Source organism: Microbacterium sp. XT11, from assembly GCF_001513675.1.
Classification (GTDB): Bacteria; Actinomycetota; Actinomycetes; order Actinomycetales; family Microbacteriaceae; genus Microbacterium.
Window position 1 is genome coordinate 483,076 of record NZ_CP013859.1, and the last position, 13,872, is coordinate 496,947.

The following is a 13,872-nucleotide window of genomic DNA, read 5'->3' on the forward strand; positions in this document are numbered from 1 at the left end:
TCAGTCGAGCGGCGCGATCTGCAGCGTCCCCACGTGCGCGGCGAGCTGCGTGCGGGCGTCGTCATCGAGGCCCTCGTCGGCGATCAGACGGTCGATGTCGCCGAGATCGGCGACCGTGGTGAGGCCGACGACGCCCCAGCGGCTGTGATCGGCGAGCACGACCACCTCGCGCCCCGCCGCCATGAGCGCACGGTTCGTCTCGGCCTCGAGCAGGTTCATGGTGGTGATGCCGGCCTGCACGTCGAGGCCGTGCACGTCGAGGAACACGAGGTCGCAGTGCAGATGCTCGAGCGCCCGCACGGCGACAGGACCGACGAGCGCGTCAGACGGCGTGCGCACCCCGCCCGTGAGCACGACGGTCTGCGTGTACGGCGCGTCGGCGCGCTCCGGCGGAGAGAACAGGTCCGAGACGGGAAGGGCGTTCGTGACCACCGTGAGCTCGGGCACCTGCACGAGCTCTCGCGCGAGGGCCAGCGCCGCGGGCCCTCCCGAGATGCCGATGGCCATGCCCGGCTCGACCAGCGCGGCTGCGGCCTCTGCGATCGCGCGGCGCTCAGGGCTCACGACCGGCGCAGCCACGGTGCGCGCGGCGCTGCGCATGCGCACGCCTCCTCGCACGCGCTCGACCACGCCCTCGTCGGCCAGCAGGTCGATGTCGCGGCGCACGGTCATCTCGCTCACGCGCAGCTGCGCCGCCAGGTCGGCGATCGACGCCGTGCCGTTCGCGCGGGTCAGCGCGAGGATCCGCTCGCGTCGCTCGGTGACCAGCACGCGCTCTCCTTCCGGTGGAGCCTCCAGTCTGCCACGCACCCCCGCCCCTGCCCCTCAGCCCGGACGCTCCCCTCATGACCCGCCCTTCACACTTCGACACCTGGTTCCCCCGCGTATGACCTACCCTTCACCCTTCGACACCTGGTTCCCCGACGCCGCGTTCGACGGCAGCTACGGACACACGCTCGCCTCGCTCCGGCGCGTGCCGCCGGTGCCGCCGTTCGACGGTTTCGAGAGCGGATGGCGCCGCTGGCGCGCCGAGGCCGCCCGCATCGACGTGGCCCCGGCGGTGCTGTCGTCGACCCGCAGCCGCGGCCGCGAGGTGTCGATCGTCGAGCACGCCGGCGCCGACGGCATCCGCCTTCGGTCATGGGTGGTGTCGCCCGAGGAGGGACGGCGAGCCCGGGTCGGCGTCGTGCACGGGCACGGGTACGGAGGCCGCGACGCCGTCGACCTCGCACGCGTCCCCGCGGACGCGGCTGCGATCTTCCCCGTCGCGCGCGGGCTCGGCGCGCTGAACGCGGGTGTCGGCGCGCCGGAGCCGAAGTCGGAGCACGTCGTGGCCGGACTCGCCGATCCCGAAACCGCGGTGATCGGGCTGTGCGCGCGCGACCTGTGGCTCGCGGCGGACGCGCTCACGCGGCTGGTCGGCGAGCTTCCGCTGTACTACGTGGGCGAGAGCTTCGGCGGAGGCGTGGGCGCGCTCGCCGTGCCGTGGGACGACCGGTACGTCGGCGCGACGCTCATCGTGCCCAGCTTCGGGCAGTATGACGAGCGGCTCGCCGTCGAGTGCCTCGGCAGCGGCGAGGACGTGCGGCGCCACGTGGCAGCGCATCCCGAGGCGCGCGAAGTGCTGCGGTGGATCGACGCGTCGACGAGCCTGCAGTTCGCCGACGTGCCGGTGCGCGTCGAGGCCGCCCTGTGGGACCAGTCCGTGCCGCCGCAGGGGCAGTTCGCCGTGGCATCCGCCGCACGGATGCTCGAACCCGAAGTGCTGCCCGCAGGCCACGCCGAGTATCCGGGGTGGGAGGACGTCACGGCGCGCGCCGTCGCCGGCGGCCTCGCCCACCTCGACCGGTGCCTGGCGTCGCGGGGCGACTGAGCAGACTCAGCCGGGTTCGGCAGACTCAGCAGACTCAGCCGCTCAGCCGACTCAGCCGCCGACGACGCCCTCGAAGAGCCCGATGTGGTTGCCGTCGGGATCGACGATGACCGCCCACCAGCTGGTGTCAGTGATCTGCTGCTTGGGCTGTGCGACGCTCGCTCCGGCATCCTGCGCTCGCGCGATCGTCTCGTCGATGGAGTCGACCTCGACGTACGACCGCGGTTGCGTGAACCCTTCGCCGCGCGGGGCCAGCCCGCCGCCGGAGATGCCGTTGGGGGCCTGCCACATCGGGTAGCCCTCGAAGCCGGGGATCTCCGCGATCTGCCAGCCGAACAGCGTCGAATAGAACTCCGCCGCGGCCTTCATATCGCTCACCGGGATGTCGATGTGCGTGATGTCTCCGTGCGTCATGATCGTCCTTCCGCTCGTGTGGACGGGGCAAGTCTGCGCGCACCGGGTGCGCACTGCAAGGGGTTGCGCAGAGCCCGGTAGTGTGGCGCGGCTCATGCGCGCCGGCTCAGGCTGCGCGGCGGGGCGGCCGCTCACGTGGCGCGGCTCATGCGCGCCGGCTCAGGCTGCGGTGCGGCCGACGACGCCCTTCCGCAGCAGGGCGTTGCCGTAGGTGCGGGTCTCCCCGGTGCGCACGAGCAGGTAGGCGCCGCGCGCGATGTCGTAGTACGCGAACCGGTCGATGAAGCGCGTCGTCTCGAGCTCGGTGCCAGCCGCGGCCATGAGCTCGCGCTGCACGTCGAGCACCGCGCCGTCGGCTGACGTCATGAGGTCGATGCCGGGCGCGTCGTCGAGTGGCAGCACGGTGCGGATGGCGGCGACGACCTCGGGCGTGGTGGTGCCGGGCAGGTCGATGACCCTCGAGCCGAGCGCCCACGCCGGGAAGTGGGCGTCGGCGACGACGACGGCGTCGCTGTGTCCCATGCGGTCGAGGTGCAGCAGCAGCTCGCCCGTGAGCAGCGGGTGGATTCCTTCCAGCACTTTCTCTCTCCTTATCGTCGTATCGCCGCCCCCTCCTCGCTCAGGTATGAGTTGTGGTCGGTTTTCGGGGGATTTTCCGACCACAACTCATACCTGAGCGAGGTGGGGTGGGTGGGGTGCGGGGGCGGGGCGGGGGTCAGGGGGCGGGGATCAGGGCCTCGGCGGCGAGCTCCTGCCAGAGCGCGGCCGGGATCTCCAGCGCCGCGAGCTCGGCGTTCTGCCTGAGCTGCGCCGGCCGGCTTCCGCCGACGACCACCGCGCGCACGGCATCCGACTGCAGCGGGAACTGCACGGCCGCGGCCGGCAGCGGCACCCCGTGGTCCGTGCACACCGCGTGGATGCGCACGAGGCGATCCCACAGCGCATCCGGCAGCTGCCCGTACTCGTACCGCCCGTCCCGGCGCGGCTCGTCCTGCGCGAGCAGCCCGGAGTTGAAGACGGATGCCGCGACGATCCCGGTCCCCGTCTCCCGACAGGCCGGCAGCACCTCGGCGGCGGCCGGCTGCTCGAGCAGCGTGTACCGCCCTGCGACCATCACGAGGTCGAGATCGGCCGATCGCACGCCCGCGGCGAGGGCATCCGTCACCATCGAGCCGATGCCGATCCGCCCCACCTCCCCGTCCGCGCGCAAGCCCTCGAGTGCGGGCAGCGCCTCTGCCAGCGCGAGGTCGAGGTCGTGCCGCTCCGGGTCGTGCAGGTACACCAGGTCGATGCGGTCGATGCCCAGCCGCTCGCGGGACTCGTCGAGCGAGGCGCGGATGCCGGCATCCGAGAAGTCCCACACGCGACGGAGGTCGTCAGGCACGTGGAAGTCGTTCGCGGTGTCGAGTCCGCCCGGCTCGTGGTCGGGGTTCGGGCGCAGCAGTCGCCCGACCTTGGTGGAGAGGAAGTACTCGTCGCGCGGCTTCGTGCGGAGGAAGGCGCCGAGTCGGCGCTCCGAGAGCCCGAGCCCGTAGTGCGGCGCGGTGTCGTAATGACGGATGCCGGCATCCCACGCCGCCTCGAGCACGGCCCAGGCCTCGTCGTCGGTGAGCGGCCGGAAGAGATTGCCGAGGTTCGCGGCGCCGTAGCCCAGGCGCGGAACAGCCGGGAGCTCAGGCGACGACATGTGCGCCCTTCCACGTGTAGGCGCGGATGCTGTCTGCCTTCATCTCCATGCCGGCACCCGGTGCGGTGGGCGCCATGTACGATCCTCCGCGGATGTCGGTCGGCGTGACGAAGTGCTCGTGGAGATGGTCGACGAACTCGATCATGCGGCCCTCGCGCGTGCCGCTGACGGCCACGAAGTCGAACATCGACAGGTGCTGCACGGCCTCGCACAGTCCCACGCCGCCGGCGTGCGGGCACACAGGAACGCCGAACTTCGCCGCGAGCAGCAGGTTCGCGATGTTCTCGTTGACCCCGGCGACGCGCACGGCGTCGATCTGCATCACCTCGATCGCCTCGGCCTGCAGCAGCTGCTTGAAGATCATCCGATTCTGGGCATGCTCACCGGTGGCGACGCGGATCGGGGCGACGCCGCGCGCGATCTCGGCGTGCCCGAGGATGTCGTCGGGGCTGGTGGGCTCCTCGATCCAGGCCGGCCGGAACTCCGCGAGGGCGTTCACCCACTCGATCGCCTCCGACACCTCCCAGCGCTGGTTCGCGTCGATCGCGATGGGGAAGTCGGGCCCGCACACCTCGCGCGCCTTGCGGAAACGGCGGATGTCGTCGTCGAGGTCTGCGCCGACCTTGAGCTTGATCTGGGTGAAGCCCGCTGCCATGGCCTCGCGGGCGAGGCGCTCGAGCTTCTCGTCGGAGTAGCCGAGCCAGCCGGGGCTCGTGGTGTAGCCCGGGTAGCCGGTGGCGAGCAGCTCGGCCTCGCGCTCTGCGCGCCCCGGTTCGGCGGCGCGGAGGATCTCCAGCGCCTCGTCGCGCGTCAGGGCGTTGGTGAGGTAGCGGAAGTCGACGAGATCGACGAGCTCCTCCGGCGTCATCCGCGCGAGCAGCTGCCAGAGGGGGAGGCCTGCGCGCTTGGCCTTGAGGTCCCACAGCGCGTTGACGACGGCGCCGATCGCCATGTGCATGACGCCCTTCTCGGGGCCGAGCCAGCGCAGCTGCGAGTCGCCGATGAGCTCGCGGAACGTGCCGCCCATGTCGTCGAGCAGCGGCTCCAGTTCGCGGCCGACGAGGTGCCCGGCCAGCGCGTCGATGGCGGCGACCTGCACGTCGTTGCCGCGTCCGATCGTGAACACGAACGCGTGCCCCTCGACGCCGTCGGCGGCATCCGTGCGGATGACGAGGTAGGCCGCGGAATAGTCGGGGTCGGGGTTCATCGCGTCGGAGCCGTCGAGGCTCAGCGACGTGGGGAAGCGGATGTCGGTGGTGTCGAGGGCGACGATTCGGCTCACGGGATTCCTCTCGGATCGGCTCGGTGCGCCGACCTCTTGGAGTGTAAACATCCGATGTCTATACTGTCAACGACAGCGGCCGCCGCGCGGCGACCGATCGACCGACACAGGAGAACCATGAAGTTCGCCCGGCTTGGCGCCCCTGGATCCGAGATCCCCGTTCTCGTCCAGGATGAGCGCACCTTCGACCTCCGACCTTTGACATCCGATGTGGACGGTGACTTCCTCGCCTCGGACTTCCGCGCCCGCGTCGCCGACGCGCTCGCGGCCGGCACGCTCGCCGAGCTCCCCGACGCCGTATCGCTCCGTGTCGGCTCCCCCATCGCACGGCCCGGTGCAGTGATCTGCATCGGACAGAACTACGCCGCGCACGCCCGCGAGTCCGGCGCAGAGCCGCCGACCGTGCCGATCATGTTCCTGAAGACGCCGAACACCGTCGTCGGGCCGAACGACACCGTGACGATCCCCCGCGGCAGCGAGAAGACCGACTGGGAGGTCGAGCTCGGCGTCGTGATCGGCGCGAGTGCCGCGTACCTCGACTCCCCCGACGAGGCCGACGCCCACATCGCGGGATACGTCGTCGCCAACGACGTGTCGGAGCGGACGTTCCAGATGGAGGTGTCCGGCGGGCAGTGGTCGAAGGGCAAGATCGCCTTCGGCTTCAACCCGACCGGCCCGTGGCTCGTCACGCCCGATGAGGTCGACGTGCAGAACCTCCGGCTGCGCAGCTGGGTCAACGGCGAACCGCGGCAGGACTCGAACACGAACGACATGATCTTCGACGTGCGGACGATCGTGCATCACCTGTCGCAGTACGTCACGCTCGAGCCCGGCGACCTCATCCTCACCGGAACTCCGCAGGGCGTCGCGTTCGGCGGGAAGTTCCCGTATCTGCAGCCCGGGGACGTCGTGGACATCGAGATCGAGGGACTCGGCCACCAGCGGCAGGAGTTCGTGGCATGGGAGGCACAGAAGTGAGCAGCACGGTTCCTGAGCGAGCGAAGCGAGACGAAGGGCTCGCCGGCCTGGTCGCGGTCGTCACCGGCGGAGCATCCGGCATCGGGGCCGCGATCGCACGCCGCCTGGTCGCGGACGGCGCGCAGGTCGCGGTCCTCGACCTCCACACGGCCGGGGCGGATGCCGACGTCGCGGCGTTCACGGCGGACGTGTCCGACCGGGCGTCGGTGGATGCCGCGATCGCCGCGGTCGCCGAGCGGTTCGGGCGCATCGACATCGTCGTCAACAACGCAGGCATCGGCGCGCAGGGCGACATCACCGCGAACGACGACGACGAGTGGGCGCGGGTGCTGTCGATCAACGTGACCGGCATCGCGCGCGTCACCTCGGCCGCCCTGCCGTGGCTGCGAGAGTCGCCCGCTGCGGCGGTGTGCAACACGGCATCCATCGCCTCGACAACCGGACTCCCGCAGCGCGCGCTGTACTCCGCGTCGAAGGGGGCCGTGTCGGCGCTGACGCGCGCGATGGCGGCGGATCACCTGCGCGAGGGTATCCGCGTGAACGCAGTGAACCCCGGCACGGCCGACACTCCGTGGGTGCAGCGCCTGCTCGACTCTGCCGCCGACCCTGAGGCCGAGCGCGCGGCTCTGGAGGCGAGGCAGCCGCACGGCCGTCTGGTCTCGGCCGACGAGGTCGCCGGTGCGGTCGCGTACCTCGTCAGCCCGGCGTCGGGCTCGACGACCGGCACGTGCATCGAGGTCGACGGCGGCATGGCCCGCCTCCGCCTCCGCCCCGCCTGACCCCCTGGTCGCCCCGCCCACCTCGCTCACCTCGCACCTCGCTCACCTCGCTCAGGTATGAGTTGTGGTCGGTTTTCGGCCCGATTTCCGACCACAACTCATACCTGAGCGTTCCGGGGCGCGGCGAGACGGCAGACCGGGGTGTGGATAACTCCCGAAGCGGATGCTGGGCGTGCCAGCCTGAACCGCATGCCAGCACCACGACCGTTGCCACCGGAACTCGGCCCCGCGTTCACCGTGCGCCAAGCCCGCGCGGCCGGCGTGGCCCGAAGCCGCCTCCGCAAGCCCGACCTGCACGCGCCGTACCGCGGAGTGCGGAGCGTGATCCCGGCCGAGGATGCTGCGTCCGACTCGCCCTACGTCCAGCAAGCCGACGCACGACGACGCGCCGTGCGCGCGTACGCCCCCAAGCTCGAACGGCTGCAGTTCGTCAGTCACGAGTCGGCCGCGGCCCTGTGGCACGCGCCGCTGCCCCTCGCGTTCGACGAGGATGAGCGCCTGGTCGCCCCCGAAGACCTCCCCGTGCACATCAGCACGTTCGGCCGCGGGCATCTCGTCCGCGCCTCCGGTGTCCGGGCTCATCGCGCACGCATCGAGACGTCACGGCTCGTGCTCATCGTCGGCATCCGGGTCGCGGATCCGGCGACGACGTGGGCCAGCCTGGGATCTCTGCCGCTCATCGACCTGATCGCCCTCGGCGACTACTTCTGCCGGGTCTGGCGCACGGGTGTCGGACGACCGGATGCCGGGACACCGCCGCTCGCCACACCTGCGGAGCTGCAGCGCGCGATCGACGCGGGCCGGCGCACCGGCATCCGTCGGCTCCGCGAGGCGATCGACCTCATCCGGCTCGATTCGTGGTCGCCGCGCGAATCGGCCGTTCGCTGTCATCTCGTGTTCGCCGGACTGCCGGAACCGGAGCTCAACGTCGACGTGCACGACGAGCAGGGGCGCTTCCTCGGCTGCGTCGATCTGGCGTACCCCGAGTGGAAGATCGCGATCGAGTACCAGGGGCGGCAGCACAGCGCGACGTACGCCGCCGACGTCGAGCGCATCGCGGCGCTGCGGGCGGCCGGCTGGATCGTGATCGAGGTGACAAGCGCGCTCTTCGCGTCACCCGACCGCCTGGTCTCCCGCGTCCGCGACGCCCTCTGCTCCCGCCGCGTCCGCACGCCCCACGCTCCCCACGCTCCCCACGCTCAGGTATGAGTTGTGGTCGGTTTTTGGCCCGATTTCCGACCACAACTGATACCTGAGCGGCGGCGACCCCAGCGCCCGGCACCCGGCGACCCCGGCGACCCCAGCACCCGGCGACCCCGGCGACCCCAGCGCCCGGCACCCCAGCGCCCGGCGCCCAGCGCCCGGCACCCCAGCGCCCGGCGCCCGGAACCCCGGAGCCTCAGCGCCCGCCGGGGATGCGATAGAAGCGGCGCGCGTTCGTCCAGAACAGGGCGTCGGGGTCGAGGCCTCGCCGCACACCCCAGTCGGCGACCGTCCGGAACCACCGCGTCCGCGCGGTCGGCTGGTAGGCGTCGGAGCCGTCGGCCGGCGCATACGGATCGCCGTCCTCCGCGGGCCCGACGACCGACACGGGCCAGTCGCTCCCCCACATCAGCCGCTCCGGCCCGAACGCCGCGAGCGCCTCATCGAGGAAAGGCTCGAGCTGCGCCGCGGTCCAGTCGCCCCCGGCCTCGGCGGGCAGACCCGAGAGCTTGCACGAGACCAGCGGATGCCGCGCCACCGCACGCAGGTCCGACACCCACTCCGCGGCGGGGGCCTCGGGCGCCGCAGCCCGCCCCACCTCGGGCTTGCCGACGTGATCGAGCACGACGCGCAGGTCGGGCACGGCTGCGGCGAGCGCGGCGACGTCGGACAGCTGCCGCGCGCGCACGCATGCGTCGAACGCGAGACCACGGGAGGCCAGCGCCCGCGCCCCGGCGATGAACGCGGGCGATGCGGCGAGTCCGTCCGGCTCTCCCTGCAGCAGGTGCCGCACCCCGACGACGAGGTCGTACCCGGCGAGCGCGTCCAGCGCCCGCAGCGTCTCGTCTCCGCGATCGAGGCGGATGCCGGCGACGATGCCGACGACGCCGGCCTCTCGCGCCAGCCCGCTCACCCGTGCCACCTCGTCGAGGAACTGCTCCTCCACGCATTCGGCCTGCACGAACACCGCTTCCTCGACCGAGACCCCGTCGATGCGGGCGTGCTGCAGCTCGAGCGTCTCGAACTCGTAGGCGAGCGGCCCCTCGAGCCACGTGTACTCCAGGACGTCCGGCGACCACAGGTGCAGGTGCGAATCGAGTGCGCGCATGACCCCATCCTGCCTCACTCCACGCCAGACATCCGATGAATATGCGAGGATGACGCCATGGCTGTCACGGACGAGGCGATCGAGAAGATCAAGGCGATGATCGTGTCGGGCGAGCTGTCCCCGGGCGACCGGCTCCCGCCGGAGAAGGAGCTGGCGGAACGACTCGGACTCAGCCGCAGTTCGATGCGCGAGGCCGTCAAGGCGCTCGAGGTCATCCGCGTGCTCGACGTGCGCCGCGGCGACGGCACGTACGTCACCAGCCTGGAGCCGCACCTGCTGCTGGAGGCCATCGCCTTCGTCGTCGACATGCACGACGACGACTCGATGCTGGAGATCTTCGCGGTACGGCGGATGCTGGAGTCCCAGGCCACCGGCCTCGCGGCCACGCTCGCCACCGACGAGGAGATCGCCGCCCTCGTGCAGGAGGTCGACGGCATCGACGCGTCGGTGGGCATCGAGGAGCTCGTGGAGCACGACATCCGTTTCCACCGCGAGATCGTCCGCATGGCGGGCAACGCCTATCTCGCCAGCCTCGTCGAGCACCTCAGCAGCCAGACGGTGCGGGCTCGCGTGTGGCGCGGCCTCACGGAGGGCGGGGCGGTGGAGCGCACCCTCTCCGAGCACCGTGCCATCGCCGATGCGATCGCTCAGCACGACCCCGCCCTCGCGACCTCCCTCACGACGGCGCACATCGCCGGTGTGGAGAGGTGGCTGCGCCAGGCGGCATCCGCCTGATCGTGTCGGACCCGGCCGGTACCCTCGAAGCATGAGCGACTGGACCAGCACCGCGATCGCCCTGCTGGAAGCCGACGCGAACCGCAGCGCCGACACGCACCTGCATCTCTTCCCGCTGCCGGCGGAGTGGGGCATCGACCTGTACCTGAAAGACGAGTCGGTGCACCCCACCGGCTCGCTCAAGCACCGCCTGGCGCGGTCGCTCATCCTGTACGGCCTGGTCAACGGGCATATCCGGCACGACACGGTGCTCGTCGAATCGTCGAGCGGCTCGACCGCCGTGTCCGAGGCCTATTTCGCGCGGATGCTCGGACTGACGTTCATCACGGTGGTGCCGCGGTCGACGAGCCAGGAGAAGATCGACCTCATCGAGTTCTACGGCGGACGGTGCCACCTCGTGGAGCACGCGTCCGAGATCTCCTCCGAGGCCAGGCGGCTGGCCTCGGAGTGCGGCGGCCACTACCTCGACCAGTTCACGTTCGCCGAGCGGGCGACCGACTGGCGCGGCAACAACAACATCGCCGAGAGCGTGTTCAGCCAGCTCGCGCAGGAGCGGCATCCGATCCCCCGGTGGATCGTGGTCGGGGCGGGCACGGGCGGCACGAGCGCGACGTTCGGCCGCTACGTGCGCTATCGCCGGCACGAGACGCAGATCGCGGTCGTCGACCCCGAGGGTTCGGCGTTCTACGACGGATGGGCGGGCACGCCCGACGCTCCGGAAGGCCGGCCGAGCCGCATCGAGGGCATCGGGCGGCCGCGGGTCGAGCCGTCGTTCGTGCCGACCGTGATCGACGAGATGATCCGAGTGCCGGATGCCGGGTCGATCGCGGCCATCCGCATGCTGAGGGAGCGCACGCTGCACTGGGCTGGCGGCTCCACGGGCACGAACCTGTACGGTGCGTTCCAGCTCATCGCGCGGATGCGCGCGGCGGGCGAGAAGGGGAGCGTCGTGACGCTGATCTGCGACAGTGGCGTCCGTTACGCCGGCACCTACTACTCCGACGAGTGGGTCGCCGCCCAAGGGTGGGACCTGGCCCCGCACCACGCGCGGCTCGAGCGCTTCCTGGAGACCGGCGACTGGATGGAGTGAGGGCGACTGGATGGAGTGAAGGCGACTGGATGGAGTGAGGGCGACGCGCCTACGCTGTCGCCATGACTACTCTGATCCTCACCGTCGCCGGGGCCGACAAGCCGGGGCTGGTCGCCGCGGTCGCCGACGTCGTCGACGCGCACGACGGCAACTGGGAGAACAGCCGCCTGGCCGAGCTCGCCGGCACCTTCGCCGGTGTCATCGAGGTCTCGGTGTCGGCTGACCGCGCCGGCGAGTTGGAGCGGGCGCTGAGCGCGCTCGACGGTCTGCTGACCGTGGCGGTCCGCACCGGAACGGCGCCGGAGGCACCGGCCGACGACGAACGGCTGCTCGGCATCAGCGTGCTCGGCAACGACCGCCCCGGCATCGTCCGCGAGGTGTCCGGAGTGCTGAGCGCCCACGCGCTGAGCATCGAGGAGCTGACGACCGAGACCCGCGATGCGGCGATGGCGGGCGGACGGCTGTTCGAGGCCTCGGTGTCGGCGAAGGTTCCGGCGTCGGTCGACGTGGCCGCCCTGCGGGCTGATCTCGAGCGTCTCGCGACCGAGATCCAGGTCGACATCACCGTCGGCTGAATCAGCCGCCCGGCGTCGTCGACGGCGCGTCGGCGGCCTCGCGCTCCGGCCCGAGGTCGGTGTACCGGCGCACCCAGTACTCCGTGTTGGCGACGTGAGCGGATGCCGCGGCCGCGGCCGCGACCGGATCGCCCGCCGCCAGGCCACGCAGGATCGCCCTGTGTCCTTCGTCGGAGTGGAGCTTGAGCTGCGCGGCGTCATGCGGATCGGGGATGCGGTAGGCCCGCGACCGCGACCGCAGCACGTCGATGAGGCTCGTCAGCGCCTCGTTGCCCGCGACCTTCGAGATGGTCATGTGGAACCGGTGATCGAGCCGCGAGTGGTCTTCGACGTCGTCGCTGGCCTCGATCTCGTCGAGCACGCGACCGAGTTCGGCGACCGTCTCGGGGTCGATGCGGGCCGCGGCGAGCGCGGCGGCATGCGGCTCGAGCACCCGGCGGAGCTCGGTGAGTTCGAGCACCCCGGCCATCGGCAGCAGGCCCACGGTGAGCGAGAGGCTTCCGATGAGGTCGGCCGCGCGCAGTTCGCTGACGTAGCTGCCCGAGCCGTGGCGGGTCTCGAGCACGCCGAGCGCCGCCAGCATCCTGATCGCCTCACGCAGCGATCCCCGTGACACGCCGAGCCGCTCGCACAGCTCTCCCTCGCTGGGCAGCCGATCGCCGGGGCGCAGCGCCCCATCGGCGATCAAGGCCCGCAGGCCGTGCAGCGCCGTGTCGAGTGCGCTCATCGTCGTCCTCCCGGGTCGACCGTCTTCAGTGAGTCTGTCGGACAGCCGCGTCTCGACAAACTCGTATAACAACTTTGGCCAATTCTCGCACTTTCGTAGCGCAAATGGGCGTCGTATGGCACAGTTGTGCAACAACTCGCCCCACCAGGCCCCCTGCTCCCCGAAGAGGACCGATGCCCGCTGCTCCGTTCCCCGCACCGCTCACGCTGACCTCCGGCGCTCGCGCACGCGATGCCTGGCCGCTGGATCCCGCCGTGGTCCACCTCAACCACGGGTCCTTCGGCGCGGTGCCCACCGAGGTCGTCGCCCACCAGGACGCCCTGCGGCGGAGGGCGGACCTCAGCCCTGTGGAGTGGTTCCCCCGGCTCGCCGAGCGCGTGCAGGCGGCGCGCGAGCGCACGGCGCCGTTCGTCGGCGCACGCGCGGAGGACAGCGCCTTCGTGCCGAACGCCTCCGCCGCGGCGTCCGTGGTCTACAACGCGCTGCAGCTGAGCGCGGGCGACGAGATCCTCGTGACCGACCACGGCTACGGCGCGGTGACGATGGGTGCGCAGCGGCTGGCCCGCCGGTTCGGCGCATCGGTGCGCACGGTGGCGCTTCCCCTGCTGGCATCCGACGACGAGGTCGTCACCCGCTTCGCAGACGCGCTCACCCCTCGAACGCGCCTCATCGTGGTCGACCAGATCACATCGCCCACGGCGCGCGTGCTGCCCACCCGCCGCATCGCCGATATCGCGGCGGCACGGGGAGTGCGCACCCTCGTCGACGGTGCGCATGCGCCGGGCCTCATCACGGATGCCGCAGCCGCCGCGGGCGGCGACTGGTGGTTCGGCAACCTCCACAAGTGGCCCTGCGCACCGCGCGGATCGGCCCTGCTGGTCACGACCGCCCCGGATCGCGACGAGTTGTGGCCCCTCATCGATTCCTGGGCCGCGCAGGAGCCGTACCCCACCAGGTTCGACACGCAGGGCACGATCGACGCCACGACGTACCTCAGCACACCCGCCGCGATCGACTTCGTCGAGAACGGTTTCGGCTGGGCGCGTGCCCGCGAGGCCATGACCGACATGGCGGATGCCGGGGCGGCGGCGATCGCGCTGGCGCTGGGCGCGTACAGCGATGACGACCCGGCCACGCCGTCGCCAGCGCCCGTGCCGTCGATGCGACTGATCCGGCTGCCGCTCGGCCTCGGCGCGACGCGGGAGGAGGCCGATGCGCTGCGCATGGAGCTCCTCGACGAGACCGCGGTCGAGACCGCCTTCACGAGCTTCCGCGGAGTCGGCTACTTCCGGCTCTCGGTCCACCTGTACACCGAGGCGTCAGACATCGACGCCTTCGTGGAGCGCTGCATCCCGCAGATCCTCCAGCGCGCCGGCATCCGCCCGGCCGCACCCGTCGTCCTCCCCTGAGCACGGCATCCC

The 13,872-nt window shown here is 71.4% G+C and carries 15 protein-coding genes; 8 read left to right on the forward strand and 7 right to left on the reverse strand.

The annotated features are described in order from the left end of the window. Complete coding sequence (locus AB663_RS02360; protein WP_067195390.1) at positions 1–771, reverse strand: DeoR/GlpR family DNA-binding transcription regulator; 771 nt, start codon at positions 769–771, stop codon at positions 1–3. A gap of 115 nt (positions 772–886) precedes the next feature. Between AB663_RS02360 and AB663_RS02365 the strand changes: the two genes are divergently transcribed. Then, entirely contained in the window at positions 887–1,873 is a 987-nt protein-coding gene (locus AB663_RS02365; protein WP_067195394.1) for an acetylxylan esterase, read from the forward strand. A 51-nt stretch (positions 1,874–1,924) separates the two neighbouring features. On the opposite strand, the gene AB663_RS02370 is transcribed toward AB663_RS02365, so the two are convergent. The 4 genes from AB663_RS02370 to AB663_RS02385 form a co-directional block, all read right to left on the reverse strand. Continuing rightward, positions 1,925–2,287, reverse strand: coding sequence for a VOC family protein (locus AB663_RS02370; RefSeq protein ID WP_067195397.1), 363 nt, complete (start codon positions 2,285–2,287; stop codon positions 1,925–1,927). Between the two features lie 159 nt (positions 2,288–2,446). After that, positions 2,447–2,866: an RbsD/FucU family protein gene (locus AB663_RS02375; protein WP_067195400.1), complete on the reverse strand. Its 420-nt coding sequence runs from the start codon at positions 2,864–2,866 to the stop codon at positions 2,447–2,449. A gap of 136 nt (positions 2,867–3,002) precedes the next feature. Further along, positions 3,003–3,974 (reverse strand): aldo/keto reductase, encoded by a 972-nt coding sequence (locus AB663_RS02380; RefSeq protein WP_067195403.1) that lies wholly within the window; start codon positions 3,972–3,974, stop codon positions 3,003–3,005. Next, complete coding sequence (locus AB663_RS02385; RefSeq protein WP_067195407.1) at positions 3,961–5,256, reverse strand: L-fuconate dehydratase; 1,296 nt, start codon at positions 5,254–5,256, stop codon at positions 3,961–3,963. Before AB663_RS02385 ends, AB663_RS02380 begins: the two co-directional genes overlap by 14 nt. A 117-nt stretch (positions 5,257–5,373) precedes the next feature. Between AB663_RS02385 and AB663_RS02390 the strand changes: the two genes are divergently transcribed. The 3 genes from AB663_RS02390 to AB663_RS02400 all read left to right on the forward strand — a co-directional run bounded on the left by AB663_RS02390 (position 5,374) and on the right by AB663_RS02400 (position 8,222). Then, the gene (locus tag AB663_RS02390) at positions 5,374–6,234 is read left to right on the forward strand and encodes a fumarylacetoacetate hydrolase family protein (protein WP_067195410.1); all 861 of its coding nucleotides are present in this window, start codon (positions 5,374–5,376) and stop codon (positions 6,232–6,234) included. Beyond that, positions 6,216–7,013, forward strand: a complete 798-nt coding sequence (locus tag AB663_RS02395) for an SDR family NAD(P)-dependent oxidoreductase (protein WP_232304609.1) — start codon at positions 6,216–6,218, stop codon at positions 7,011–7,013. Before AB663_RS02390 ends, AB663_RS02395 begins: the two co-directional genes overlap by 19 nt. Positions 7,014–7,202: 189 nt before the next feature. Next, complete coding sequence (locus AB663_RS02400; RefSeq protein WP_157540827.1) at positions 7,203–8,222, forward strand: hypothetical protein; 1,020 nt, start codon at positions 7,203–7,205, stop codon at positions 8,220–8,222. A 190-nt stretch (positions 8,223–8,412) separates the two neighbouring features. On the opposite strand, the gene AB663_RS02405 is transcribed toward AB663_RS02400, so the two are convergent. Further along, positions 8,413–9,324 carry an amidohydrolase family protein gene (locus tag AB663_RS02405; protein ID WP_067195419.1) on the reverse strand — a complete coding sequence of 304 codons (912 nt, stop codon included), beginning with the start codon at positions 9,322–9,324 and terminating at the stop codon, positions 8,413–8,415. 57 nt (positions 9,325–9,381) lie between these two features. Here AB663_RS02405 and AB663_RS02410 point away from each other — a divergent pair, with 57 nt between their 5' ends. The 3 genes from AB663_RS02410 (at position 9,382) to AB663_RS02420 (ending at position 11,724) form a co-directional block, all read left to right on the forward strand. Next, positions 9,382–10,059 (forward strand): FadR/GntR family transcriptional regulator, encoded by a 678-nt coding sequence (locus tag AB663_RS02410; RefSeq protein WP_067195422.1) that lies wholly within the window; start codon positions 9,382–9,384, stop codon positions 10,057–10,059. A gap of 31 nt (positions 10,060–10,090) precedes the next feature. After that, the gene (locus AB663_RS02415) at positions 10,091–11,149 is read left to right on the forward strand and encodes a PLP-dependent cysteine synthase family protein (RefSeq protein ID WP_067195425.1); all 1,059 of its coding nucleotides are present in this window, start codon (positions 10,091–10,093) and stop codon (positions 11,147–11,149) included. Between the two features lie 62 nt (positions 11,150–11,211). After that, complete coding sequence (locus tag AB663_RS02420) at positions 11,212–11,724, forward strand: glycine cleavage system protein R (protein WP_067195428.1); 513 nt, start codon at positions 11,212–11,214, stop codon at positions 11,722–11,724. 1 nt (position 11,725) lies between these two features. Here AB663_RS02420 and AB663_RS02425 read toward each other — a convergent pair whose 3' ends face one another. Then, positions 11,726–12,451 (reverse strand): FadR/GntR family transcriptional regulator, encoded by a 726-nt coding sequence (locus tag AB663_RS02425; RefSeq protein ID WP_067195431.1) that lies wholly within the window; start codon positions 12,449–12,451, stop codon positions 11,726–11,728. 173 nt (positions 12,452–12,624) lie between these two features. On the opposite strand from AB663_RS02425, the gene AB663_RS02430 reads away from it, so the two are divergent. Further along, positions 12,625–13,860: an aminotransferase class V-fold PLP-dependent enzyme gene (locus AB663_RS02430; RefSeq protein ID WP_067195434.1), complete on the forward strand. Its 1,236-nt coding sequence runs from the start codon at positions 12,625–12,627 to the stop codon at positions 13,858–13,860. Positions 13,861–13,872 lie beyond the last annotated feature (12 nt).

What these genes read in the sequence shown, in the direction of transcription:
- AB663_RS02365 (WP_067195394.1), top strand. Translation starts at nt 887, where the DNA reads ATGACCTACCCTTCACCCTTCGACACCTGGTTCCCCGACGCCGCGTTC.
- AB663_RS02370 (WP_067195397.1), bottom strand. Translation starts at nt 2,287, where the DNA reads ATGACGCACGGAGACATCACGCACATCGACATCCCGGTGAGCGATATG.
- AB663_RS02380 (WP_067195403.1), bottom strand. Translation starts at nt 3,974, where the DNA reads ATGTCGTCGCCTGAGCTCCCGGCTGTTCCGCGCCTGGGCTACGGCGCC.
- AB663_RS02390 (WP_067195410.1), top strand. Translation starts at nt 5,374, where the DNA reads ATGAAGTTCGCCCGGCTTGGCGCCCCTGGATCCGAGATCCCCGTTCTC.
- AB663_RS02395 (WP_232304609.1), top strand. Translation starts at nt 6,216, where the DNA reads ATGGGAGGCACAGAAGTGAGCAGCACGGTTCCTGAGCGAGCGAAGCGA.
- AB663_RS02400 (WP_157540827.1), top strand. Translation starts at nt 7,203, where the DNA reads ATGCCAGCACCACGACCGTTGCCACCGGAACTCGGCCCCGCGTTCACC.
- AB663_RS02405 (WP_067195419.1), bottom strand. Translation starts at nt 9,324, where the DNA reads ATGCGCGCACTCGATTCGCACCTGCACCTGTGGTCGCCGGACGTCCTG.
- AB663_RS02410 (WP_067195422.1), top strand. Translation starts at nt 9,382, where the DNA reads ATGGCTGTCACGGACGAGGCGATCGAGAAGATCAAGGCGATGATCGTG.
- AB663_RS02415 (WP_067195425.1), top strand. Translation starts at nt 10,091, where the DNA reads ATGAGCGACTGGACCAGCACCGCGATCGCCCTGCTGGAAGCCGACGCG.
- AB663_RS02420 (WP_067195428.1), top strand. Translation starts at nt 11,212, where the DNA reads ATGACTACTCTGATCCTCACCGTCGCCGGGGCCGACAAGCCGGGGCTG.
- AB663_RS02425 (WP_067195431.1), bottom strand. Translation starts at nt 12,451, where the DNA reads ATGAGCGCACTCGACACGGCGCTGCACGGCCTGCGGGCCTTGATCGCC.
- AB663_RS02430 (WP_067195434.1), top strand. Translation starts at nt 12,625, where the DNA reads ATGCCCGCTGCTCCGTTCCCCGCACCGCTCACGCTGACCTCCGGCGCT.